The sequence below is a fragment of the Hyunsoonleella flava genome (genome assembly GCF_004310325.1).
Lineage (GTDB): Bacteria > Bacteroidota > Bacteroidia > Flavobacteriales > Flavobacteriaceae > Jejuia > Jejuia flava.
In genome coordinates, this window is sequence record NZ_SIRT01000001.1 from 335,511 (window position 1) to 358,347 (window position 22,837).

Below are 22,837 nucleotides of genomic sequence, written 5' to 3' on the forward strand. Positions count from 1 at the left end.
ATGCAAATTGTAATAAATCCAAATAGAAGTGAATGGAATGATATTTTAATGCGTCCTACACAAACTGTGGATGATATTGAAGGTACGGTGAACGGTATTTTTGAGGATGTATCCCAAAATGGCGATGCTGCAATTGCTAAGTACACCAATAAATTTGATGGCGTTGCGTTGGAGTCAAACATCGCGACAATAAATGAGATTGAAGAATCTTTACAACTAGTACCGGAAAAACTTAAAAATGCAATAAAACAAGCAAAAGCTAATATTGAAGCGTTTCACAAAGCACAAAAAACATCAAAAGTATCTGTAGAAACCACTGGCGGTGTGGATTGCTGGCAAGAGAAACGGCCAATACAGAAGGTTGGACTATACATTCCTGGAGGAACAGCGCCTTTATTCTCAACAGTGCTGATGTTAGCGGTTCCAGCTCAAATCGCGGGTTGTAGCGACATTGTGTTGTGTTCCCCACCAAATAAGGAAGGAAAGTTGGCACCTGAGATTTTGTTTGCAGCACAGTTGTGTGGTGTAACTAAGATTATAAAAGTAGGAGGGATACAAGCTATTGCAGGATTAACTTTTGGAACAAAGAGCATCCCAAAAGTCTATAAAATTTTCGGTCCAGGAAATCAATATGTAACGGTTGCAAAACAAATTGCTACTAAATACGGCGTCGCTATAGATATGCCTGCTGGCCCAAGCGAGCTATTGGTTATGGCAGATGATACTGCTAATGCTGCGTATGTGGCTTCAGATTTATTAAGTCAAGCAGAACATGGTACCGATAGTCAGGTAATTCTGGTGTCAACCTCAAAACGTTTAATCTATGACGTTTATAAAGAAGTAGAAAAACAATTAGAAGTGTTACCGCGTAAAGCTATTGCAGAAAAGGCGATAGCGAATTCAAAATTAATTTATGTTGAAGATGATGCTACAGCGTTAGAAATGATTGATGAATATGGGCCAGAGCATTATATTATTTGCTGTAAAAACGAAGACCTATATGTTGATAACATCAACAATGCAGGCTCAGTTTTTATTGGCGATTACACGCCTGAAAGCGCAGGAGATTACGCTTCTGGAACTAATCATACCTTACCAACTAACGGATTTTCTAAAGCCTATTCTGGTGTGAATTTGGATAGTTTTATGAAGCAAATGACGTTTCAAAAAATATCTAAAGAAGGACTTTTAAATATTGGAGAAACCATCGAGCTTATGGCGGAAGCAGAGGGCTTACAAGCACACAAAAATGCAGTAAGTATTAGATTAAAGGATTTAAAGTAATGAACATTCAAGATTTGATAAGACCAATCGTTAAGGCACTAAAACCGTATTCATCCGCAAGAGATGAATATCAAGGTAATAGTGATGCTATGGTGTTTTTGGATGCGAATGAAAATCCTTTTGAGAATGGCGTGAATAGGTATCCAGACCCGCAACAGCGCACTGTAAAATCATTATTATCTAAAATTAAATCTATTCCTCAAAAAAATATTCTTTTAGGAAATGGTAGTGATGAGGTTTTAGATTTAATTTACAGAGCATTTTGTGAGCCTAATCAAGATAACATCATCACTTTACCGCCAACTTATGGTATGTACAGTGTACTAGCAAATATCAACGCTATAACAATAAAAAGTGTGCAGCTGAATAATAGCTTTCAGCCTAAAGTTGATGAAATTCTAGAAATATCAGATGCTAACTCAAAATTATTGTTTTTATGTTCACCAAATAATCCAACAGGGAATAGTTTTGAAGCTAAATCAATTGAGCGTTTAATAAAAGAATTTAAAGGTGTTGTTGTTATTGATGAAGCTTACATTGATTTTTCAAAAGAAGAAAGTTGGGTGAGAAGATTAAAAGAATTCCCAAACCTAATAGTCACCCAAACGCTTTCAAAGGCTTATGGGATGGCTGGAATTCGTTTAGGTATTTGTTATGCTTCAGAGGAAATTATTTCTGTTTTAAATCGGATAAAACCACCGTATAATGTTAACGAGTTAACGCAACAAAAAGCAATTACGCAACTAGAACAAAACGAGTTAACACAACAGCAAGTAGCAGCAATATTAAGTGAGCGTGATGTTTTAGTAAAACAATTAGATGCTATTGATTTTGTTTCAAAAATATACCCTTCAGATGCTAATTTTATATTAGTAAAGGTTGATGATGCTACAAAGCGTTATAATCAATTGATAGAAAAAGGTATAGTAGTAAGAAATAGAACCACGCAACCAGGATGTGAAAATTGCTTGCGATTTACAGTTGGAACAAAAGACGAAAATGAGAAATTAATTAAAGTGATGAAAACATTATAGCTGTTAGCCATTAGCCGTTAGCCCTTTGCTAGTAGCTAAAAGCCAATAGCCAAAAGCTATAGAAATGAAGAAAGTACTTTTTATCGATAGAGACGGAACATTGGTGCTAGAGCCACCTGTAGATTATCAATTAGATAGTTTAGAAAAATTAGAGTTCTACCCAAAAGTATTTCAATACATGGCTAAAATAGCCAGCGAATTGGATTATGAGTTGGTAATGGTAACCAATCAAGACGGTTTAGGAACAGATAGTTTTCCTGAAGACACGTTTTGGCCAGCTCAAAACAAAATTATTGATGCTTTTAAAAAAGAAGGTGTTGAGTTTTCGGCTATTCATATTGATAAAACGTTTCCGCATGAAAATGCAGATACGCGTAAACCAAGAACAGGGCTTTTGACTCAGTATTTTTCAGAAGACTACGATTTACAAAACTCATTTGTTTTAGGTGATAGAATTACCGATATGGAATTAGCAAAAAACCTAGGAGCTAAAGGTATTTATTTATCTGAAGATCCAAATTTAGGAGCTGATGAGATTGAATCTTCACAACAAGAAATATTTGATTGTATAGCTCTAACAAGCACGGATTGGTCTGAGATATATGCATTTTTAAAAGCAGATGAACGCTCAGGAGGTCTAATTAGAAACACGAATGAAACTAAAATTGCTATTCAATTAAACCTTGATGGTACTGGTAAAAGTAATATTGATACTGGACTCGCTTTTTTTGACCATATGTTAGATCAAATTGCGCGTCACGGACAATTAGATTTAACTATTAAGGTAGATGGTGATTTAGAAGTTGATGAACACCATACTATAGAAGACACTGCTATTGCACTAGGAGAATTATTCAATAAAACTTTAGGAAATAAATTAGGAATAGAACGTTACGGTTTTTGTTTGCCAATGGATGATTGTTATGCGCAAGCTGCAATAGATTTTGGAGGTAGAAACTGGTTAGTGTGGGAGGCTGATTTTAAACGTGAAATGATTGGTAAAATGCCAACAGAAATGTTTTATCACTTTTTTAAGTCTTTTACAGATGGTGCAAAATGTAATCTTAACATAAAAGCTGAGGGTACAAACGAACATCATAAAATTGAAGCGATTTTTAAAGTGTTTGCAAAAGCGATTAAAATGGCTGTGAAGCGAGATATTGAAAAAATGATTTTGCCATCAACAAAAGGAATGCTATAAAATTGCTATTGGCCTTTCGCTGCTTGCTATAGGCTAAAGGCAAAAAGCTAAAAGCTTTTAAAAATGAAATTAGTTATAATAAATTACGGAGCTGGAAACATAAAGAGTATTCAGTTTGCTTTTAATCGTCTAGGATATGAGGCTATTTTATCAAATGATCCAGAGGAAATAAAAGCGGCCGATAAAGTAATATTTCCTGGAGTAGGCGAAGCAAGTTCAGCAATGAAAATGCTTAAGGAAAGTGGGTTGGATACGTTAATTCCAACACTTAAACAACCAGTATTAGGTATTTGTTTGGGGATGCAACTCATGTGTTTACATACCGAAGAAGGCGATACCGAAGGTTTAGGAATATTTCAAACCAAAGTAAAACGCTTTTCAAATGATGTAAAAGTGCCGCAAATGGGGTGGAATATTATAAAGGAATTGAAATCTGATTTGTTTAAAGGCATAAAAGAAAACGAATACATGTATTTAGTGCATAGTTATTATGCTGAACATTGTAATGAAACCATAGCAGCAACGGATTATGAAATTAATTACGCTTCGGCATTACAACATAATAATTTTTACGGCACCCAATTTCATCCAGAAAAAAGTGGAAACGAAGGGGCTAAAATATTAAGAAACTTTATAAATATGAAGCCTTTAGCATTAAGCTAATGGCCAAAGGCTAAAAGCCAAAAGTTATAAAATGAGAATAATACCAGCAATAGATATCATAGATGGAAAATGTGTAAGATTGTCGAAAGGCGATTATAGCACAAAGAAAATATACAACGAGAATCCACTGGAAATTGCAAAACAATATGAAGCTCATGGTATAGAGTATTTACATTTAGTGGATTTGGATGGCGCAAAGGCGAGTCATATCGTGAATCATAAGGTTTTGGAAACCATAGCTACTAAAACCAATTTAAAGATTGATTTTGGCGGTGGTTTAAAAACAGATGAAGATTTGCATATTGCTTTCGAATCTGGTGCAGGTCAAATTACAGGAGGAAGTATTGCTGTCAAAAAGCCTGAAGTATTTAAAAGTTGGTTGTCAAAATTTGGAGCAGACAAAATCATTCTGGGGGCAGATGCTAATAATGAAAAAATAGCGATAAGCGGTTGGTTGGAAGAATCTGATGAAGAATTGATTCCGTTCGTTCAGAATTATATGAAAGAAGGTGTGCAATATGTGATTTGTACTGATATAGCAAAGGACGGTATGCTCGAGGGGCCTTCATTTGACTTATACAAGAAGATGTTAGGGGAATTGGATGGCGTAAAACTCATAGCTTCTGGAGGAATTTCTCAATTTAGTGAACTTCCAAAGCTAGCTGAATTAGGTTGCGAAGGAACAATAATCGGGAAGGCCATTTATGAGAATAAAATTAGTTTGAAACAACTTGAAAATTATATAGTAGATGCTAACTAAGCGAATTATACCTTGTTTAGATATCAAAAATGGACGCACCGTAAAAGGGGTTAACTTTGTTGACTTAAGAGACGCTGGAGATCCAGTAGAATTAGCCAAACAATATGCCGATCAAGGCGCTGACGAATTAGTGTTCTTAGATATTACTGCTACTCTTGAAGCGCGTGCCACGACTTTAGAAATGGTATTGCATGTGGCAGAACAGGTAAACATACCCTTTACAGTAGGCGGTGGTATTTCTTCGGTAGAACACGTAGACGCTCTACTAAAAAATGGCGCTGATAAAGTATCTGTTAACTCTTCAGCGGTAAAAAGGCCAGAACTTGTAAATGAATTGGCGGATAAATTTGGAAGTCAATGTGTAGTTGTTGCTATTGACGCAAAAAAAATAGATAATGATTGGTTTGTACATCTTGCTGGAGGCACAATCCCTACAGATATTAAACTGTTTGAATGGGCTAAAGAAGTTGAGAAACGAGGTGCTGGCGAAATATTATTCACATCCATGAATCATGACGGTACCAAAAATGGTTTTGCTAATGAAGCTTTAGCTAAATTATCAGACATATTAAATATTCCAATTATTGCATCTGGAGGCGCAGGAAATGTGCAACATTTTGTAGATACCTTTAAAGAAGGTAAATCAGATGCAGCATTGGCGGCTAGTGTTTTTCACTTTGGTGAAATTCCAATACCTGAGTTGAAAAAAGAATTAAAGAAACAAGATATAGTGGTACGACTATGAAAAAATTATTTCTAGATGATGTCAGAGAAATAGAGATGGTTTACGATAAATCTATGGAGAGTGAATTTGATATTGTCAGAACTTATGAGGCTTTTGTTGAATACATTAAAAAAAATGGTTTGCCTGATTTTATAAGTTTTGATAATGATTTAGGTCTTGATCGTGCTAATAATTTAGCCCCAGATGGATATGCCGCTGCGAAATGGTTAGTATATGAATCAGGTCTGGATTTGACTAACCTTAAGTTTAAAGTACATTCTGCAAACCCAGTAGCAGCTGAACAAATAAAAGGGCTTTTAAATAACTATATGAACTATCTTAATAAAAAATAAGATGACTATAAAATACGACGATAACGGATTAGTCCCAGCTATCATTCAAGATGCCACAACAAAAAATGTATTGATGTTGGGCTATATGAATGAAGAAGCCTATCAGAAAACATTAGATACCAAAAAAGTAACGTTTTTTAGCAGAAGCAAGCAGCGTTTGTGGACAAAGGGAGAAGAAAGCGGTAATTTTTTAAACCTATTAGATATTAAAAATGATTGTGATAATGATTCATTGTTAATTCAAGTAAATCCAGTTGGCCCCACTTGTCATACTGGTACAGATACTTGTTGGAAGGAGGAAAATAACTCGTCTTACGGATTCTTTTCAACCTTAGAAGATGTGATTGCAGAGCGTGTAGCCAATAAAGATACTACAAAATCATATGTAGCAAGTTTGTTTTCAAAAGGTATTAATAAAATTGCGCAAAAAGTAGGTGAGGAGGCAGTTGAAACAGTTATTGAGGCTATGGACAATAATGATGAGCTGTTCTTGTATGAGTCGGCAGATTTACTATTTCACTACTTAATGCTACTACAAGCTAAAGGTTTTACATTAAAGGATATTGAAAAAGAACTTAAAGGACGACACAAATAATCAAAAAAGGCTTTAGGATTTTCTAAAGCCTTTTTAATTGGGTTTAACTGTATCTACGATAACCAGCCATTTGCCTCAGATTTTCTAGCAAACCACACAAAGAAAAAGGCCAGAACAAGAATCATGATAGTCATACCAATGCTAGACGCGTAACCATTTATTAAAATGTATCCCATTTGCACAATTACGGCTAATAGAGATAATAACCATAGTTTAACCGACCATGATTTTCTGAGTAATAATCCAATGGCAGCTAGTGTACCAGCAAAAACGGCAATAGCAAATGCAGCGGTGACCCAAGCTGGCATATTCGCAGCAATTTCCAATTGCTCTGGACTGTACATGGCGCGGTAACTTTCGGTATCGTATGCTTGTTGTAGATATTGGTTAACACCTATACCGTTCCATACTAAAGCAATAACGCTCACTATCCAAAACCATATTGGGGCTTTGTTTGATGTAGAATTCGACATATTTTAAAGTATTTAGTTAGTAAATAGGTATACAAGTTATAAATTTTTTGACACTATAGATAAATAGATTACTTTCCAATTTCTTTTTACACTAAATGAAAAAATATTTTTACGTTATAAATATTCAGTATTTAGGGTATCGTTTTCATGGTTGGCAAAAGCAACCAAATTTAAAAACGCTGCATTTAATGATAGATCGTACCCTTAATTACATCTTGGAAGGCAAATATTTTAAAACCTTAACTTCTGGAAGAACAGACGCTATGGTTTCGGCAGAACAAGCTGCTTTTGAGCTATTCCTGCAAGAACCACTAGTGGATGAGAAAGCGTTTTTAGCCTTGTTTAACTATAATTTACCACAGGATATTCGCGCTTTAAGCATCAGAGAGGTAGCGGCTGATTTTAATATTATCCAGCACTCCAAGATTAAAGAATATTTGTATCTATTCACTTTTGGTGAAAAATGTCACCCGTTTTGCGCACCTATTATGACAACTATTTTGGACGATTTGGATGTTAACATCATGAAGCAAGGAGCAAAACTGTTTGAAGGTGAACATTATTTATGGTCCTATTGCTATAAGCCTACCGAAAATGGTGTTTACACTAGGGAAATTTTGCAATGCGAACTAGTAGAAAATGATATTTATACCGCCAATTATTTTCCGAAACACTCGTATTTACTGCGTATTAAAGGTAAGGGCTTTATGCGAAATCAGATTCGATTGATGATGGGAACTTTGATTGATTTAGGGAAAGGGAAATTAACGCTTCAAGATATTAAGGATAGTTTGGTTCCTGAGAGCAGAATTAAGATGGATTATATTGCGCCTGCTTCGGGGTTGATATTGAATTCTGTGGAGTTTGAAAGCGCCTCTTAATCTCCCCAAAAAAGGAGAAACACTTTCCTTGAAAAATAATTTAGAGTTAGGTTCCTTCCCTTTTGGGAGTAAAGGTAGGGGCTCCAATTGAGTGAGTTGCGCTAGGGATAGTAGCGGCAGCTTTTGGCGAGGCGTGCATCGAGCCAAAACTATTAGCGGATAGCCTGACCCCTTGTGGGTAGCGCCCAAATTAATTAACACCTAATTCTCTTAAAATCCTTTAACATCTATAATTTTATTTAACATAATTTAAGTTAAATAAATCTTAATGCTGTTAAACCCTGTTAAAGCGCTTGACAAAACGTGTTTTTCCTATAGTTTATTAATGAGTTTAATTTAAAACACAAAAAAATATTATGAGCTATTTGAACATGAATGATGATGAATTAATGCCAGTGGTGGTTGAATTAAATGTTTTATTAGCTGACTACCACGTGTATTATCAAAAATTAAGAAGTAAGCATTGGAATATAATCGGGAAGAATTTTTTCGATTTGCACGAAAAGTTTGAGGAGATGTACAACGATGCAAAAGTTAAAATTGATGAAATTGCAGAACGTATTTTAACATTACGTTTTCATCCGATGAGTAAATTGGAAGATTACCTAAAAACGTCTGCTATTATAGAAGAAGCACCGTTAAAAGAAGATCAAGATATGGTTGAAGATACCTTGAACGACCACAAATTATTACTGGCTCAGATGAGTAAAGTAATCGAAAAAGCAGAAACTATTTCTGATGAGGGAACCATTGACTTGATGGGGGCATACATTAGAGAACTTGAAAAAACAAGTTGGATGCTAAATGCATGGACCAAAAAGACTTCAGAGAATTTAAAGGAAAGTGTTGTTGAGGCATAACAATTTATGCTAATTCTGAACTCGAAACAATAGTAACCTTTAAAATTTAAAGACTATGGAAAGTACAATGTCTACGGCATTTGATAACTTAATAGATAAACTTCAAGGCTGGGTAAGTGCCGTAATAGAAAACATACCAAATTTAATTCTGGCCATTTTGGTAATGACAGCCTCTTATTTTGTAGCCAGATATACCAGAAAACTAATATTAAAACTTGTTGAGAGCAGAGTGCCTCAAAAATCTATTGCTACTATTATTGCTAAAATTTCAGCAGTTGTAGTGGTAGTCGCAGGATTATTTCTAGCATTAGGAATTATGAACCTGAGTAAAATGCTTACCTCATTGCTAGCAGGTGCCGGTGTTGCTGGTTTAGCTGTTGGTTTGGCACTTCAAGGTACATTGTCAAACACGTTTGCAGGTGTAGTAATATCGTTTAGAAAGCGTATACAGCTTGGAAATTGGGTAGAAACCAATGGGTATTCAGGTGAAGTTATTGACGTGAATTTAAAAGAATTTGTTTTGAAGGAAGCTGACAACAATATTGTTGTGATTCCAAATAAAATGATTCTTGAAAATCCTTTAAAAAATTATTCACTGACCACCAGAATGCGTGTGTTTTTAGAATGCGGTGTTGGGTACGAATCTGATCTAGAAGAAGTAAAGCGTCTTACTAAAGAAGTGATTGCTAATACTTTTGACCAAGTAGAAGATTCAGATGATGTTGAGTTCTATTATACCGAATTTGGCGATAGTTCCATCAACTATCTATGTAGATTTTGGATTGACGCCGAAAGTATGTTGGAAAAGTTAAATGCTAAAACTAAGGCTATTATTGAAATAAAGAAAGCCTACGACAAAGCAGGAATTAATATTCCGTTCCCTATCCGCACTTTGGAATTTAACAACAAACTAGCGTTTGATGATGCTGTTATGGAAAATCAATTCTCTAATAACTAGAGTAGATTTATCTAGCCAGATAAATTATTTAGTCGAATCTTTAAAAAAATAAATTATGCTACGTTGGACAATAACGTTTGTAATAATCGCTTTAATTGCTGGAGTACTAGGTTTTGGTGGTATTGCAGGAGCATCAGCTGGAATAGCTAAAATATGTTTCTATATATTCATTATACTCTTTGTATTATCGTTATTAAAGGGATTACTCAAGAAATAAAAATTATAATTAACCATAAAATTTAAAAATCATGAAAAAAATCATATTAGCCTTAGCCTTGTTATTTACGGTATCAACAGTATTTACAAGTTGTAGGGAAAAGAAAACCGAAGACAAAATTGAAGAAGCAGTAAAAGAGGTGAAAGATGAAACAAAAGATGCTGTTGAAGAAGTGAAAGATGAAGTTGATGACGCCACACACTAATACGCGGAATAATTTATAATTCTTCGTGTTAAGATAATTAAAAAGTCTCGAGGCAACTCGGGGCTTTTTGCATTTTATTTCATTAGAGGTTTTTTTGGGCGTGCCCCCTTCTTAGGTCGGGGTCGGGCTTTCCGCTATATCTTTTTCTCGTGGCTCAAAAAAGGATGCCGCTGCAATCCCTCACGCGGGCAAGTTTGCTTAGGTCATAGCTCAAACTTTAAATTAGGTTTAAATCTACAAATACAAATCACTAAAACAATAACCTACTTTTTGTATTTTAGAACAATATTAATTCAGATAGCAATCATGAGCGTAACTGTACCAAAATCCGTTTTTACATTTTTTAAAAAATTAGAAAAAAATAACAATCGAGATTGGTTTAATGAGCGAAAGCCAGAATTTAAAGCTATCGAAGCCCAAGTAAAACAGTTTTACAACGCCATTTTTGAAAACCTTAACAAACATGACGAGATCGATAAATTAAAAATCTTTAGAATTTATCGGGATGTGCGTTTTTCTAAAAATAAGCTACCTTACAAAACGCATTTTGGTGGCTCATTTCACAGAACTAAACCACGATTAAGAGGTGGGTATTATTTGCATATTCAACCCAATAATGAAAGTTTTATCGCCACAGGGTTTTGGGAGCCAGCACCAGCAGATTTATTGCGCATCAGAAAGGAATTTGAAATGGATGATTCTGAAATTCGTGAGATTTTGGCGGATAAAAAATTCAACTCGGTTTGGGGAGATGCCTTTGTAGGCGATGAAGTAAAAACGGCACCAAAAGGGTTTAGTAAAGAGCATAAAGCCATAGACTTAATAAAGAAGAAACAATATATCTTTACAAAAAAGTATACTGATAAAGAAGTGTTGGACGCTAACTTTTTAGAAGAAGTAGATAGGTCCTTTAAAGCCATCCGCCCATTTTTTGATTATATGAGCGATGTGCTGACCACGGATTTGAATGGGGTGTCTTTGATTGATTGATTGATATTATAATTTATTAGATATGTTTGATGAACTAAAACAACATTCTGCAGACAATTTAGGACAAGGGACTGATGAAAATTTGATTCTTCAACTTGAAGCCGTTTTAGATATTAAGATACCTGATCAATTTAGGGTGTATTTACTTGAAGTTGGATATGCAGAGATATTTGGAGATGAAATATACTCTATTTATGAAGTTCCTGACTTAATTCCATGCAATGGTTTACATTGGATGAATAAAGATAATCCTCATATTTCAAGAGGTTTTTTGGAGTTTTTCTCTAATGATATCGACGGCACATTTTATATTAACTGTTCAACCGGTCAAGTATAATTCAATAGAAGATATGTATTCTAAGAGCTTTATTGAGTTTTATGAGAAATTACTAAATCCTTAGTTAGGGAATTACACCGCCACCAAAACCTCAGGCTTCTCAAACAACTGCATATTACTAATTAAACGTTGCTTTACAATATTCATCATGCGTTTATTTAAAGCCGATGAATTTTGAATGTATATCTCGTATTCTTCAACTGTAAACAAACCTATTAGCATGCCTTTCATTGAGTTGCGCAATTTCATATCCTTTTGAATAGCATTTTCAATGTAATCAATGCGTTTTTCTACAGATAAATCATAAAAAACCGATTTATGTTTTGCTATGTAATTTCTAAAAACAGCAATCAGTAAATCATTCTGAAATTTGATGATAGGGCGCAATACTAAATTCTGAAAACGCTCATCAGCACTCATACTATCATTAATTGTAGCTGTTGTAATTTCAGGTCTAATACTTTTTAGGTTGAATTGTCTGGAGTCCATGAGAAGTAGATTTGGACTAAAAATATTGAAATATGATAATTGAATTTAATATGCGGTTTTATAGTTGTTAACGAGTTTATTAACATCACTCTTTTTTTTATCTTTATTAAAAATTAACTTATGAAATTCGGAAGTGTTGACAACCCTCAAAATGTAGATTTTACTTTACCAAAAGATCATCCTGATACAAAGCGTGTTCTAAACGCCGTAAAGGATGATAACATGCCCGAAATTTACGTGGGTTGTGCCAAATGGAATAGGGCAGACCTTAAAGGGTTCTACCCTAGAGGCACAAAAGATGAATTGGGATATTACGCCTCTCAATTCAACTCTATCGAGTTAAATGCGACCTTTTACAGAATTTTTCCAGCTGAACAATTCTCGAGGTGGTATGATAAAACGCCAGAAGGCTTCAAGTTTTTCCCAAAACTGAATCAAGAAATTAGCCATTGGAAACGACTTAATGGCACAAGGGAAGTGGTTGACAGTTATTTATACAATGCATCAAACTTAAAGGAAAAATTAGGCACCATTTTTTTGCAAATGCACAGTAATTTTGCTCCAAAAGATTTTGACAGGGTAATAACTTTTGTTGAAGAATGGCCCAAGGAAATTCCGTTAGCTATTGAATTTAGGCATACCAATTGGTACAACGACAAAGCAATCGCAACAGATTTATATCAGCTTTTGGAAGCTAATAATATATCAAACGTTATTGTTGATACTGCTGGAAGACGTGATTTAATGCACATGCGCTTAACCAATGCTACAGCTTTTGTGCGTTACGTTGGTGCCAATCATGAAAGCGATTATACTCGTTTAGATGATTGGGTTGAGCGCTTAAAATTATGGAAAGCACAAGGTATTAAGGAAATAGATTTTTTTATTCATCAAAATATTGAAAAGGAATCACCTTTATTGTCAGCTTATTTTATCAAAAAGCTAAACTTAGAACTAGGGTATTCACTTAAAGTGCCTAATGAGGATGACGAACAGCAATCGCTTTTCTAAAAGCAAAAAATATCACTTTAAAAATTATAACCAATTTTTTGTTTTCGTTGCATAAAATGCAAATAAAGTACGCTCCATTATGTTTTTTGTAAAAATAAAATAACAATAGGGTCTAAACTTTCGATTAAATGTAATTAAATATAACTTTGTATGCAGTTATAATTTCAGTATGTGGAATTTGCTAAGTATTGAAGTTATTTCAAAATAAACCTTTATTATTTATGAGTAAGACATTATTTGACAAGGTGTGGGATTCACATGTTGTTAGAAAAATAGAAGATGGACCAGACGTGTTTTTTATAGACCGTCATTTTATACACGAAGTAACAAGCCCTGTGGCTTTTGTTGGGTTAAAACAACGTGGAATTGGTGTGATGTATCCAGAACGAACATTCGCTACTGCCGACCACAACACGCCAACGTGGAACCAACATTTACCGGTTGCCGATCCTCTGTCTGCAAATCAGTTAGAGGCTTTGGCGAATAATGCTGCTGAATATGGTATTTCGCACTGGGGCTTAGGACATAGAAACAATGGTATTGTTCACATTGTAGGGCCGGAAAACGGAATAACACTTCCAGGTTCAACTATCGTTTGTGGAGACTCACATACATCTACACACGGTGCTTTTGGCGCTATTGCATTTGGTATTGGTACTTCGGAGGTAGAAATGGTATTGTCTACACAGTGTATTATGCAGCCTAAGCCAAAAAAAATGCGTATTAATGTGAACGGTGAACTTGGTTTTGGAGTAACGCCTAAAGATGTAGCATTATATATTATTTCCCAACAAACTACTTCTGGTGCTACTGGATATTTCGTTGAGTATGCAGGTGATGTGTTTGAAAACATGTCTATGGAGGGCCGTATGACAGTTTGTAACCTTTCTATTGAAATGGGTGCTCGTGGAGGTATGATTGCTCCAGATGAAAAAACATTCGAGTATATCAAAGGCAGAAAACATACACCAAAGGGAGCTGATTGGGATAAAGCGATGGACTATTGGAAAACGCTTAAAACCGATGATGATGCAGAATTTGATATAGAATTTAACTACAATGCCGCAGATATTGAGCCTATGATTACTTATGGTACCAATCCTGGAATGGGAATGGGAGTAACACAATCTATTCCACTAGCAGAAGAGGTTCAGGGTGGCGTTGCAACATATAAGAAATCATTAGGCTATATGAAGTTTAATGAAGGTGATGATATGATTGGAAAACAAGTGGATTACGTATTCCTAGGATCTTGTACAAATGGACGTATTGAAGATTTTAGAGCATTTTGTTCTATAATTGAAGGTCGTAAAAAAGCGGATAATATCACCGCTTGGTTAGTGCCAGGATCTCATAAAGTTGTAGATCAGATCAAAGAAGAAGGTTTAGATAGAATATTAGATGAAGCTGGTTTTGTGTTAAGGGAACCAGGATGTTCTGCATGTTTGGCAATGAATGATGATAAAGTACCTGCAGGAAAATTGGCAGTATCTACATCTAATAGAAACTTTGAAGGACGTCAAGGCCCAGGTTCAAGAACCTTACTAGCGTCTCCACTTGTGGCGGCGGCTACAGCAGTTACAGGTGTAGTTACAGACCCAAGAACGTTACTAGAAACAGTAACAGCATAAAAATAAATTAAAGATTTTGCCAACAGCTAAAAGCTAGAGGCTAAAAGCAAAAATATTATGGCTTACGATAAATTTGAAGTATTAACAAGTTCAGCATATCCATTACCAATCGAGAATGTGGATACAGATCAAATTATACCAGCTCGTTTCTTAAAAGCGACGGAGCGTAAAGGGTTTGGAGATAATTTTTTCCGTGATTGGAGATATGATTCTGAAGGAAACCCTATTGCGGATTTCCCACTAAATGACAAGAAATACGAAGGTTCTAAAATTTTGGTAGGAGGTAAGAACTTTGGTTCTGGATCTTCTAGAGAACATGCCGCTTGGTCTGTTTACGATTTTGGGTTACGTTGTGTAATTTCTTCGTTCTTTGCAGATATTTTTAGAAACAACTGTTTGAATATCGGAGTATTGCCAGTGCAAGTGTCTACAGATTTTGCTCAAAAACTATTTGATGCAATTGAAGCGGATCCAAAAACAGAGATAAAAGTAGATTTACCAAACCAAACAGTTACTTTATTGTCAACTGGAGAATCAGAATCTTTTGATATCAATGGATACAAAAAGGGAAATATGCTAAACGGTTTTGATGATATAGATTATCTTCAAAACATGAAAGATGAAGTAAAGGCGTTTGCTGAAACAAGACCATTTTAATTATATTAGCACTATAGATCATCAAACTAAAAATTAGAAAGCATTCCATTAATTTAATGAAATGCTTTTTGTGAATATAAAACCCTCGATGCCTAAGAGAAGAATAGAAATAATGGATACGACCCTGAGAGATGGTGAACAAACCTCCACAGTGTCGTTTTCTGCTTCGGAAAAATTAACCATTGCAAAACTTTTACTAGAAGAATTAAAGGTTGATCGCATTGAAATTGCCTCAGCAAGAGTTTCAGAAGGCGAGTTTGAAGCCGTTAAAAATGTAACGGATTGGGCTTCAGAAAATGGGTATTTAGAGAAAGTTGAGGTGTTGACTTTTGTGGATAAGGGTGTATCCATTGACTGGATGGTTGAAGCTGGCGCTAAGGTTCAAAATTTACTCACCAAAGGATCATTAAATCATCTTACCCACCAACTGAAAAAGACACCAAAACAGCATTTTGAAGAAGTTAAGCAAGCTATTGATTTAGCTTACGGAAAAGATATCATTACTAATGTATATCTTGAGGATTGGAGTAATGGGATGCGCAGTTCTAAAGACTACGTTTACGATTTTTTGGAGTTTTTAAGCACGCAAAACGTTGCGAGAATAATGCTTCCCGACACTTTAGGTATTTTAACTCCTGAAGAATCTTACGGTTTTGTAAAAGAGATAAAAGATAAATATCCTGATTTACATATAGATTTTCATGCACATAACGACTATGACTTGGGCGTTTCAAATGCCATGGAAGGTTTAAAAGCGGGTGCTGATGGTTTACACTTAACGGTAAATGGTATGGGTGAGCGTGCTGGTAATGCACCAATGAGCAGTACCATTGCGGTTATTAATGATTTTATGCCCGATATTGAAATGGGTGTGAATGAAAAAGTATTGTACACAGTAAGCAAATTGGTAGAGAACTTTTCTGGTGTTATGATTCCAGCAAACAAACCAATTGTTGGTGCAAATGTTTTTACACAGACTGCTGGAATACATGCAGATGGTGATAATAAAAAGAATCTTTATTTCAGTGATTTGATGCCTGAGCGTTTTGGAAGAAAACGACAATATGCTCTGGGTAAGGCTTCTGGTAAAGCAAATATCCAAAAGAATTTACAGCAATTAGGTTTACAACTTGATGATGAAGATTTAAAAAAAGTTACCCAACGCATTATTGAGTTAGGCGATAAAAAACAAGTGGTTACCAGAGAAGATTTACCATATATTATTTCGGATGTTTTGGATAGAACATACGAAGAAAAGGTAAAGGTAAACTCCTATGTTTTAACGCACTCTAAAGGATTAAAACCTTCTACAACGGTATCTATTACTATAGAAGATGAAACGTTTGAAGAAAATGCGCAAGGAGACGGACAGTATGATGCGTTTATGAATGCTGTTAAAACGATTTTTAAAAGAAAAAAAATAGAGCTACCAAATTTAATTGATTACGCTGTGAGAATTCCTCCAGGAAGTAACTCTGATGCTTTGTGTGAAACTATCATTACTTGGAAGAGTACTGATAAGGAGTTCAAAACTCGGGGTTTAGATAGTGACCAGACGGTTTCGGCAATTAAAGCCACCGAAAAAATGTTAAATATTATTGTTAATTAAGAATACAAACGAAACAAATGAAATTAAATATAGCCCTTTTAGCGGGAGATGGTATTGGACCTGAAGTTATTGACCAAGCTGTAAAAGTAAGTGATGCGGTTGCAGCAAAATTTGGACACGAGATTAATTGGAAACCAGCATTAACAGGTGCTGCGGCCATTGATGCAGTAGGGGAGCCATATCCAGATGAAACACATGATATTTGTAAAAGTAGTGATGCCGTACTATTTGGTGCTATTGGGCATCCAAAATTTGACAATGATCCGTCTGCGAAGGTAAGACCAGAGCAAGGCTTATTAAAAATGAGAAAGGCTTTAGGATTATTTGCTAATGTTAGGCCTACATTTACGTTTCCATCGTTATTGGATAAATCACCATTGAAGAAAGAACGCATTGAAGGTACTGATTTGGTATTTCTAAGAGAATTGACCGGAGGTATTTACTTTGGTGAAAAAGGTAGAAGAGAAGAAGGTGAGACGGCTTATGATAATTGTGTATACACTAGAGCTGAAGTGCAGCGATTAGCTAAAAAAGGTTTTGAATTGGCTATGACGCGCGGTAAGAAATTATGCTGTGTAGACAAAGCTAATGTTTTAGAAACGTCTAGACTTTGGAGAGAGACTGTACAAGCTATGGAAAAGGATTATCCAGAAGTTGAGGTATCCTATGAGTTTGTGGATGCTGTAGCGATGCGTTTGGTACAATGGCCTAATAGTTATGATGTGCTAATCACTGAAAACCTGTTTGGAGATATTTTAACAGATGAGGCTTCTGTAATTTCAGGGTCTATGGGATTAATGCCTTCTGCTTCTTTAGGATCAGATATTGGTTTATTTGAGCCTATTCATGGGTCATATCCACAAGCAGCAGGTAAAAATATCGCTAATCCTATGGCTACCGTATTATCCGCAGCTATGATGTTTGAAAACTTTGGCTTACAGGACGAAGGAAAAGCAATAAGAGATGTTGTAAATAAAGCTTTAAATGAAGGTATGGTAACTGAAGACTTAGCAGATGGAGGTGCTTCTTATGGTACTTCTGAAGTTGGAGATTGGTTAGCTGCTAATATCTAGTTTTAATAAGATAATAATAATAGACCTGTCAGGTTTTAAAAACCTGACAGGTTTTTTTTATGCTTTCAAACTAAGATTTGAAGGATATTCAAAAATCTCTAAATCAAAATAGGGTACCGCAGCCAAAACATGGTCAAAAATATCAGCCATGATGTATTCGTAGTTTACCCAACGCTTATCGCTACTGAACGCATAAATTTCAATAGGTAGCCCTTGAGCAGTTGGAGCCAATTGACGCACCATAATGGTCATGTCCTTATTTATGGCTGAATGGTTTTCAATATACGTTTGCACATATTTTCTAAATACACCAATATTGGTCAGATTTCTACCATTTAAAAGTAACTCCTTATCTATAGTGTTTTCTACATTGTAGGCTTCAACATCTTTTTGTTTATCTTCTAAGTAAGGTTTTATAAGTTGAATCTTCTTCAATTTTTCAATATCAGATGTTGTTAAACACTTAATACTATCCTGCTTAATATTCAGTGCCCGTTTTATACGTCTGCCACCAGCAGTCATCATACCTCGCCAGTTTTTAAAAGAATCTGATATTAATGCATAAGTAGGAATGGTGGTAATCGTTTTATCCCAGTTTTGCACTTTTACAGTAGCTAAGGTTATTTCAATAACATCTCCATCGGCTCCGTATTTTTCAAATGTAATCCAATCTCCGATGCGCACCATATCATTTATCGATACTTGTATACTAGCTACAAAACCAAGAATTGTATCCTTAAACACCAGAATAATTACGGCAGATATAGCACCTAATCCTGTAAGGAATTGGAGAAATGGAATGTTTGTAATGATTGCAATGGCGGACATAATTCCAGCCAACCAAGCAAAAATCATAAATACCTGAATATAGCTATCAATAGGCTTGTCCTTTAACCTAGGCAACGTTTTTAAGAAGTCTCTAACGGTGTTTAATAAGCTTCTCGCAATCCACAAAGTCAAAATAATAGCGAATACTTTCAAACCCTTTTCTATGATGATTTCAAAGTTTCCGAAATCTGAAAATACATCGGGTACAAATTCAAGCGCAATTAAAAGCGGAATGATGTGAGCTATATTTCTAGGGACTTTATTTGAAATTAAAAGGTCGTCAAAATTGGTTTTAGAACGTTTGGCAAATTGGGTAAATGCACCAATGAGTACTTTTCTTATTACAATGTCAACTATAAAGATTATAATCAGTAACCCAACCAAAAGAATTAGCATATTTAGATATTGCGCTACTTGTTCTGAAACACCATAATCTATCAGCTTATCAAAAACCCAGTGTTTTAAGGTTGATGTGCCTTTCACTATAACTTCAGTATTGTTTTCAGTTTGAATCATTTAGCTGTCTTTAAATATTTTCTATCGATATAAAATGTTCCAAAAGGAATAATTGCTGCCAGTAACACGGTTGCAAATGTCTTATTATTCCACTTAAAGTCGTTTTTAATAACAAACGCCATAGCAATGTACGCTACAAATAATAAGCCATGGGGCATGCCCAATAATTTTACGTATTGTGGATCGTTAGCTAGATATTTAATAGGTGTTGCAATAAACAATAAAAGTATATATGACACACCTTCTAAAAAGGCTACAACTCTAAAAATATTAATAAAAGAAACCATCGTTGTTAATTTTCTGCAAAAGTAGAACAGAAGAACAACATAGCACTACGATTTAAGTTTTTTTTATAACGCGTTAAAAATAACGAGGCCATAAATTACAAAACGTAATAAACGTAATGCTCCGAATAGCACAACAATTTTGAAAGGAAATTTAATAATGCCGGCCGCTATACATGAAATTGAAAATGGAAGTGGTAGTAAAGCACCTACGATGATTAAAAACCCTCCCCATTTTCTGGAGTTTTTTAGCTGTTTTTGCATTTTCACCTCTAAATAGGTGTGGACAGATGGAATTTTGGTAATCATACGGCCCAAGTGATACGCCAATAACCCTGCCGAATAAGACAAAATGGCTAAAATGCTTAAGTACCCCCAAGGATTTGGCATTTTACCAGACCACGCAATAAATATTTCTGGAGGAATCAACCCTAAAAGTGTTTCGGATACAAAAAAGAAACTTAGTACACCATGAGATGGCAATATCTCGGTTAATTTTATCAAGGCATCATTAATATTGAAAAAATGGTTTGCGACATAAATTACAGCTATGGCACCCAAAATATAAGGTAGGGCCTTTTTTACTGCTTGCCATACAAACGTATAAAAACCAGTATAACTGTAATACTGGTGAAGAAGTCGAATACGTGATTTACCGCTTTTTTCTTTTGGTTTTGATTTCATGATAACAATTAGAGGCTAGCAAATATAATTACCAGTCATTAAAGCAAGAAATTATTAATGTTAATTAGGGATTATTTAACCTTTAAAATCGATGTGTCGCAAACTAAAATTTAGATTTTAATAATCTTTTTCACAAAGTAGTTGCTAGTATCAGAATTAGAGATAAAATAAACGCCAGCCTGCAAATCACTTATGTCAATCGTCTTATTTGTAGATTTATAATTAACCTTCTTTACAGTGATACCGTGAATGTTTTTTAATAAAAATGTTCCAGTGTTTGGCAAGTTGCTAATTTTGATATTACCTGCGGTAGGGTTGGGATACAGTTGTATATCATTTCTCTTTGTTGCTTCGCTCAATGACAAAACAGCACAAGACGATTCGCTATTATTTAAATTGAACGCTACAGAATCGCTAACATCTGTTCTACGAAGTACCATTTTATCCATAAAAAAGAAGCTCGACCTTGCATCTACGATTATAGAGTAGTTGCCAGAGGTATTAAAAGTAGCCCATATAAATCTTTGTGAAACAAGGTTAAACCTCGAATTGGTAACAAATCCCCAGCGACTTTCAATTGTGCCTGTAGGGTCCCTATTCATAAATGCTTTGATCCAATTGTTAACTTTGGCATCGTCAGGACAGCCCCTATCCGGATTTGAGTTACAGCTAGGTATGGGCTCTATAGCAGCATTATTAGGATTGCCATTTTGTGTCATAAACCAATCGTCTGCAATAATTCTTAACCAGGCGTCATTGTGCTCTCCTCTAGAGGTACCGGTGCCAATTCTGCCTCTCCAAGCAAAGCGATAGGTTCCAGGGTTATTAATTTTTATATTATATGTTATTTGAGCGTTTGAGAGCGCATTGAAGGATTGTGGACCATCCCAATATATATAGTCTACCATTTCACCAGATAAATTAGGGTCTGCTTCACTTCCGGTTTTCCAATTGGAACCAGCTGGCAAAATGCCTGATTCCATTTCAATGGTCAGCAATCCATTTTGCTCTTCAAATACACCATCGCAAGTTGAAGTTTGTGAAAATAATTGAAAATTAACTAATGAAAATAAGGATATGGCTACTAGTGCTTTGAGAGTAATTTTTATCATTGCTATTTTTTATAGTTGCAATTTCTAAAAAAATAAACATTAAACCATCATGAACTATCCTGTTGATTGTATTCTACATTTACTTAGAAAAAGTTTTGTTACTAAGGAATTATTATTTTGATAACAAAAAGCTTTTCAAATCCTCATAAATGGAAATACTACTAGCTTCTTTAGCTTTACCCATTACCGATTGAATTTGTTTTGGTAAAGGTTGTTTCTCTTTAATAACATCTTCAACTACATCTAAGAACTTCGTTGGATGAGCAGTTTCTAAAAACACACAATGCGCATTAGGGTTGTCCTTTAAGTAAGATTTGGAGCCTAAATAGCCCACTGCACCATGAGGATCTGCCACATAATTGAAATTATTATATATTTCTAACATGGCTTCTTTGGTTTCTTCGTCTGTAAAACTGTAAGAAGACAAGTTGTTCTTTAAATCCTCAAACCGGTTTTTATAAATCTCCTGAATACGAATAAAATTACTGGGTGCACCAACATCCATAGCATTGCTTATGGTTTGTATGGATGGTTTTGGTTCGTATAGCTGAGATATTAAATAACGGGTTACTACATTGTTTAAGTTGTTAGATGCTATAAAGTGCTTTATCGGCAGGCCTAATTGTTGGGCCATCATACCAGCACAAATATTTCCAAAATTTCCGCTTGGAACAGAAAACACAATATTATCATATTGTTTATGTAACTGCTTGTAGGCAAACAGAAAATAAAATAATTGTGGTAGCCAACGTGCTACATTTATGGAGTTGGCAGAAGTCAATTGCATTTTACTTGTCAATTCTTCATCAAGAAATGCAGTTTTTACCATGGCTTGACAATCGTCAAATGTGCCATTAACTTCAAGCGCCTTAATGTTTTGTCCAAGCGTCGTCAACTGTTTTTCTTGGATATCACTTACTTTTCCTCTAGGATATAAAATTACCACATTCACACCTTTTACACCTAAGAACCCGTTGGCTACGGCACCTCCAGTATCTCCAGAAGTCGCTACTAAAACGGTCACTTCTTTGTCGTTATCTCGGTTGAAATGGCCCAAACATCTTGCCATAAACCGTGCGCCAACATCTTTAAATGCCATTGTAGGACCATGAAATAATTCTAAACTGGAAATGCTATCGTTTAACTTGACTACAGGAAAATCAAAGGATAGAGTGTCGCTAACTATTTTTTTTAAAATCTCCTCGGGAATTTCTGGAAGCACAAACTGTTTTATAGCTTCGTACGCCATTTCGGGATAAGACAAACTATCAAAACTATCCCAAAATGATTGAGGTAAAGGCGTAATGTTTTCAGGAAAATACAAACCCTTGTCGGGCGCTAAACCTTTAATTACGGCATTTTTGAAGGTTGAACTTGGTGCTTTTTTATTTAGAGAGTAGTAATTCAT

27 protein-coding genes are annotated in these 22,837 nt (G+C 35.1%); 20 read left to right on the forward strand and 7 right to left on the reverse strand.

The annotated features are described in order from the left end of the window. The 8 genes from hisD (at position 1) to hisIE (ending at position 6,614) form a co-directional block, all read left to right on the forward strand. On the forward strand, positions 1-1,284 hold the full coding sequence (hisD, locus tag EYD45_RS01375; RefSeq protein ID WP_130962550.1) for a histidinol dehydrogenase: 1,284 nt from the start codon (positions 1-3) through the stop codon (positions 1,282-1,284). Further along, positions 1,284-2,318, forward strand: coding sequence for a histidinol-phosphate transaminase (hisC, locus tag EYD45_RS01380; RefSeq protein WP_130962551.1), 1,035 nt, complete (start codon positions 1,284-1,286; stop codon positions 2,316-2,318). The genes hisD and hisC overlap by 1 nt, the downstream gene beginning before the upstream one ends. A gap of 64 nt (positions 2,319-2,382) precedes the next feature. Continuing rightward, the gene (gene hisB, locus EYD45_RS01385; RefSeq protein ID WP_130962552.1) at positions 2,383-3,519 is read left to right on the forward strand and encodes a bifunctional histidinol-phosphatase/imidazoleglycerol-phosphate dehydratase HisB; all 1,137 of its coding nucleotides are present in this window, start codon (positions 2,383-2,385) and stop codon (positions 3,517-3,519) included. A gap of 63 nt (positions 3,520-3,582) precedes the next feature. Then, positions 3,583-4,182 (forward strand): imidazole glycerol phosphate synthase subunit HisH, encoded by a 600-nt coding sequence (gene hisH, locus EYD45_RS01390; protein ID WP_130962553.1) that lies wholly within the window; start codon positions 3,583-3,585, stop codon positions 4,180-4,182. A gap of 31 nt (positions 4,183-4,213) precedes the next feature. After that, complete coding sequence (gene hisA, locus EYD45_RS01395; RefSeq protein ID WP_130962554.1) at positions 4,214-4,942, forward strand: 1-(5-phosphoribosyl)-5-[(5-phosphoribosylamino)methylideneamino]imidazole-4-carboxamide isomerase; 729 nt, start codon at positions 4,214-4,216, stop codon at positions 4,940-4,942. Next, on the forward strand, positions 4,932-5,687 hold the full coding sequence (gene hisF / locus EYD45_RS01400; RefSeq protein WP_130962555.1) for an imidazole glycerol phosphate synthase subunit HisF: 756 nt from the start codon (positions 4,932-4,934) through the stop codon (positions 5,685-5,687). Before hisA ends, hisF begins: the two co-directional genes overlap by 11 nt. Continuing rightward, positions 5,684-6,019 (forward strand): cyclic-phosphate processing receiver domain-containing protein, encoded by a 336-nt coding sequence (locus tag EYD45_RS01405; RefSeq protein ID WP_130962556.1) that lies wholly within the window; start codon positions 5,684-5,686, stop codon positions 6,017-6,019. The genes hisF and EYD45_RS01405 overlap by 4 nt, the downstream gene beginning before the upstream one ends. A gap of 1 nt (position 6,020) precedes the next feature. Beyond that, complete coding sequence (gene hisIE / locus EYD45_RS01410; RefSeq protein WP_130962557.1) at positions 6,021-6,614, forward strand: bifunctional phosphoribosyl-AMP cyclohydrolase/phosphoribosyl-ATP diphosphatase HisIE; 594 nt, start codon at positions 6,021-6,023, stop codon at positions 6,612-6,614. Positions 6,615-6,667: 53 nt separating this feature from the next. Here hisIE and EYD45_RS01415 read toward each other — a convergent pair whose 3' ends face one another. Continuing rightward, entirely contained in the window at positions 6,668-7,087 is a 420-nt protein-coding gene (locus tag EYD45_RS01415; RefSeq protein ID WP_130962558.1) for a hypothetical protein, read from the reverse strand. 95 nt (positions 7,088-7,182) lie between these two features. Between EYD45_RS01415 and EYD45_RS01420 the strand changes: the two genes are divergently transcribed. The 7 genes from EYD45_RS01420 to EYD45_RS01445 all read left to right on the forward strand — a co-directional run bounded on the left by EYD45_RS01420 (position 7,183) and on the right by EYD45_RS01445 (position 11,535). Further along, positions 7,183-7,968, forward strand: a complete 786-nt coding sequence (locus tag EYD45_RS01420; protein ID WP_130962559.1) for a tRNA pseudouridine synthase A — start codon at positions 7,183-7,185, stop codon at positions 7,966-7,968. A gap of 356 nt (positions 7,969-8,324) precedes the next feature. Then, complete coding sequence (locus tag EYD45_RS01425; protein ID WP_130962560.1) at positions 8,325-8,828, forward strand: Dps family protein; 504 nt, start codon at positions 8,325-8,327, stop codon at positions 8,826-8,828. Between the two features lie 55 nt (positions 8,829-8,883). Beyond that, the gene (locus EYD45_RS01430) at positions 8,884-9,786 is read left to right on the forward strand and encodes a mechanosensitive ion channel family protein (protein WP_130962561.1); all 903 of its coding nucleotides are present in this window, start codon (positions 8,884-8,886) and stop codon (positions 9,784-9,786) included. A 55-nt stretch (positions 9,787-9,841) separates the two neighbouring features. After that, positions 9,842-10,003 carry a DUF1328 domain-containing protein gene (locus EYD45_RS01435; RefSeq protein ID WP_130962562.1) on the forward strand — a complete coding sequence of 54 codons (162 nt, stop codon included), beginning with the start codon at positions 9,842-9,844 and terminating at the stop codon, positions 10,001-10,003. A gap of 31 nt (positions 10,004-10,034) precedes the next feature. Beyond that, positions 10,035-10,208 (forward strand): hypothetical protein, encoded by a 174-nt coding sequence (locus EYD45_RS16670; RefSeq protein WP_165453862.1) that lies wholly within the window; start codon positions 10,035-10,037, stop codon positions 10,206-10,208. A gap of 306 nt (positions 10,209-10,514) precedes the next feature. Next, a complete protein-coding gene (locus EYD45_RS01440) occupies positions 10,515-11,198 on the forward strand; it encodes a DUF2461 domain-containing protein (RefSeq protein ID WP_130962563.1) in 684 nt (227 codons plus the stop codon). A 22-nt stretch (positions 11,199-11,220) separates the two neighbouring features. Next, on the forward strand, positions 11,221-11,535 hold the full coding sequence (locus EYD45_RS01445; RefSeq protein WP_130962564.1) for an SMI1/KNR4 family protein: 315 nt from the start codon (positions 11,221-11,223) through the stop codon (positions 11,533-11,535). A gap of 72 nt (positions 11,536-11,607) precedes the next feature. Here EYD45_RS01445 and EYD45_RS01450 read toward each other — a convergent pair whose 3' ends face one another. Beyond that, a complete protein-coding gene (locus tag EYD45_RS01450; RefSeq protein WP_130962565.1) occupies positions 11,608-12,024 on the reverse strand; it encodes a glyoxalase in 417 nt (138 codons plus the stop codon). A 120-nt stretch (positions 12,025-12,144) separates the two neighbouring features. Here EYD45_RS01450 and EYD45_RS01455 point away from each other — a divergent pair, with 120 nt between their 5' ends. The 5 genes from EYD45_RS01455 (at position 12,145) to leuB (ending at position 18,005) form a co-directional block, all read left to right on the forward strand. Further along, positions 12,145-13,035 (forward strand): DUF72 domain-containing protein, encoded by an 891-nt coding sequence (locus EYD45_RS01455; protein ID WP_130962566.1) that lies wholly within the window; start codon positions 12,145-12,147, stop codon positions 13,033-13,035. A 221-nt stretch (positions 13,036-13,256) separates the two neighbouring features. Continuing rightward, positions 13,257-14,666 (forward strand): 3-isopropylmalate dehydratase large subunit, encoded by a 1,410-nt coding sequence (gene leuC, locus EYD45_RS01460; protein WP_130962567.1) that lies wholly within the window; start codon positions 13,257-13,259, stop codon positions 14,664-14,666. Between the two features lie 57 nt (positions 14,667-14,723). Next, positions 14,724-15,323, forward strand: a complete 600-nt coding sequence (gene leuD, locus EYD45_RS01465) for a 3-isopropylmalate dehydratase small subunit (protein ID WP_130962568.1) — start codon at positions 14,724-14,726, stop codon at positions 15,321-15,323. An 88-nt stretch (positions 15,324-15,411) separates the two neighbouring features. Then, positions 15,412-16,932 (forward strand): alpha-isopropylmalate synthase regulatory domain-containing protein, encoded by a 1,521-nt coding sequence (locus tag EYD45_RS01470; RefSeq protein ID WP_130962569.1) that lies wholly within the window; start codon positions 15,412-15,414, stop codon positions 16,930-16,932. A 17-nt stretch (positions 16,933-16,949) separates the two neighbouring features. After that, positions 16,950-18,005 carry a 3-isopropylmalate dehydrogenase gene (gene leuB / locus EYD45_RS01475; RefSeq protein ID WP_130962570.1) on the forward strand — a complete coding sequence of 352 codons (1,056 nt, stop codon included), beginning with the start codon at positions 16,950-16,952 and terminating at the stop codon, positions 18,003-18,005. A gap of 57 nt (positions 18,006-18,062) precedes the next feature. Here the strand turns inward: leuB and EYD45_RS01480 are convergent, their stop codons facing one another. The 5 genes from EYD45_RS01480 to thrC all read right to left on the reverse strand — a co-directional run bounded on the left by EYD45_RS01480 (position 18,063) and on the right by thrC (position 22,837). Next, positions 18,063-19,349, reverse strand: coding sequence for a mechanosensitive ion channel domain-containing protein (locus EYD45_RS01480; RefSeq protein ID WP_130962571.1), 1,287 nt, complete (start codon positions 19,347-19,349; stop codon positions 18,063-18,065). Then, positions 19,346-19,636 carry a DUF3817 domain-containing protein gene (locus tag EYD45_RS01485; protein WP_130962572.1) on the reverse strand — a complete coding sequence of 97 codons (291 nt, stop codon included), beginning with the start codon at positions 19,634-19,636 and terminating at the stop codon, positions 19,346-19,348. Before EYD45_RS01485 ends, EYD45_RS01480 begins: the two co-directional genes overlap by 4 nt. A gap of 63 nt (positions 19,637-19,699) precedes the next feature. Continuing rightward, a complete protein-coding gene (locus tag EYD45_RS01490) occupies positions 19,700-20,317 on the reverse strand; it encodes a YqaA family protein (protein ID WP_130962573.1) in 618 nt (205 codons plus the stop codon). A gap of 110 nt (positions 20,318-20,427) precedes the next feature. Then, positions 20,428-21,429, reverse strand: a complete 1,002-nt coding sequence (locus EYD45_RS01495; protein ID WP_130962574.1) for a T9SS type A sorting domain-containing protein — start codon at positions 21,427-21,429, stop codon at positions 20,428-20,430. A 112-nt stretch (positions 21,430-21,541) separates the two neighbouring features. Next, positions 21,542-22,837, reverse strand: coding sequence for a threonine synthase (gene thrC, locus EYD45_RS01500; RefSeq protein ID WP_130962575.1), 1,296 nt, complete (start codon positions 22,835-22,837; stop codon positions 21,542-21,544).

Bases quoted from the DNA above. Each gene is read 5' to 3' on its own strand.
- hisIE (WP_130962557.1), top strand. From the start codon at position 6,021: ATGACTATAAAATACGACGATAACGGATTAGTCCCAGCTATCATTCAA.
- EYD45_RS01450 (WP_130962565.1), bottom strand. From the start codon at position 12,024: ATGGACTCCAGACAATTCAACCTAAAAAGTATTAGACCTGAAATTACA.
- EYD45_RS01405 (WP_130962556.1), top strand. From the start codon at position 5,684: ATGAAAAAATTATTTCTAGATGATGTCAGAGAAATAGAGATGGTTTAC.
- EYD45_RS01495 (WP_130962574.1), bottom strand. From the start codon at position 21,429: ATGATAAAAATTACTCTCAAAGCACTAGTAGCCATATCCTTATTTTCA.
- EYD45_RS01445 (WP_130962564.1), top strand. From the start codon at position 11,221: ATGTTTGATGAACTAAAACAACATTCTGCAGACAATTTAGGACAAGGG.
- hisA (WP_130962554.1), top strand. From the start codon at position 4,214: ATGAGAATAATACCAGCAATAGATATCATAGATGGAAAATGTGTAAGA.
- thrC (WP_130962575.1), bottom strand. From the start codon at position 22,837: ATGAATTACTACTCTCTAAATAAAAAAGCACCAAGTTCAACCTTCAAA.
- leuB (WP_130962570.1), top strand. From the start codon at position 16,950: ATGAAATTAAATATAGCCCTTTTAGCGGGAGATGGTATTGGACCTGAA.
- EYD45_RS01485 (WP_130962572.1), bottom strand. From the start codon at position 19,636: ATGGTTTCTTTTATTAATATTTTTAGAGTTGTAGCCTTTTTAGAAGGT.
- leuC (WP_130962567.1), top strand. From the start codon at position 13,257: ATGAGTAAGACATTATTTGACAAGGTGTGGGATTCACATGTTGTTAGA.
- leuD (WP_130962568.1), top strand. From the start codon at position 14,724: ATGGCTTACGATAAATTTGAAGTATTAACAAGTTCAGCATATCCATTA.
- EYD45_RS01435 (WP_130962562.1), top strand. From the start codon at position 9,842: ATGCTACGTTGGACAATAACGTTTGTAATAATCGCTTTAATTGCTGGA.
- hisC (WP_130962551.1), top strand. From the start codon at position 1,284: ATGAACATTCAAGATTTGATAAGACCAATCGTTAAGGCACTAAAACCG.
- EYD45_RS01415 (WP_130962558.1), bottom strand. From the start codon at position 7,087: ATGTCGAATTCTACATCAAACAAAGCCCCAATATGGTTTTGGATAGTG.
- hisH (WP_130962553.1), top strand. From the start codon at position 3,583: ATGAAATTAGTTATAATAAATTACGGAGCTGGAAACATAAAGAGTATT.
- hisD (WP_130962550.1), top strand. From the start codon at position 1: ATGCAAATTGTAATAAATCCAAATAGAAGTGAATGGAATGATATTTTA.
- EYD45_RS01480 (WP_130962571.1), bottom strand. From the start codon at position 19,349: ATGATTCAAACTGAAAACAATACTGAAGTTATAGTGAAAGGCACATCA.
- EYD45_RS01430 (WP_130962561.1), top strand. From the start codon at position 8,884: ATGGAAAGTACAATGTCTACGGCATTTGATAACTTAATAGATAAACTT.
- hisB (WP_130962552.1), top strand. From the start codon at position 2,383: ATGAAGAAAGTACTTTTTATCGATAGAGACGGAACATTGGTGCTAGAG.
- hisF (WP_130962555.1), top strand. From the start codon at position 4,932: ATGCTAACTAAGCGAATTATACCTTGTTTAGATATCAAAAATGGACGC.
- EYD45_RS01420 (WP_130962559.1), top strand. From the start codon at position 7,183: ATGAAAAAATATTTTTACGTTATAAATATTCAGTATTTAGGGTATCGT.
- EYD45_RS01490 (WP_130962573.1), bottom strand. From the start codon at position 20,317: ATGAAATCAAAACCAAAAGAAAAAAGCGGTAAATCACGTATTCGACTT.
- EYD45_RS01440 (WP_130962563.1), top strand. From the start codon at position 10,515: ATGAGCGTAACTGTACCAAAATCCGTTTTTACATTTTTTAAAAAATTA.
- EYD45_RS01470 (WP_130962569.1), top strand. From the start codon at position 15,412: ATGCCTAAGAGAAGAATAGAAATAATGGATACGACCCTGAGAGATGGT.
- EYD45_RS01425 (WP_130962560.1), top strand. From the start codon at position 8,325: ATGAGCTATTTGAACATGAATGATGATGAATTAATGCCAGTGGTGGTT.
- EYD45_RS16670 (WP_165453862.1), top strand. From the start codon at position 10,035: ATGAAAAAAATCATATTAGCCTTAGCCTTGTTATTTACGGTATCAACA.
- EYD45_RS01455 (WP_130962566.1), top strand. From the start codon at position 12,145: ATGAAATTCGGAAGTGTTGACAACCCTCAAAATGTAGATTTTACTTTA.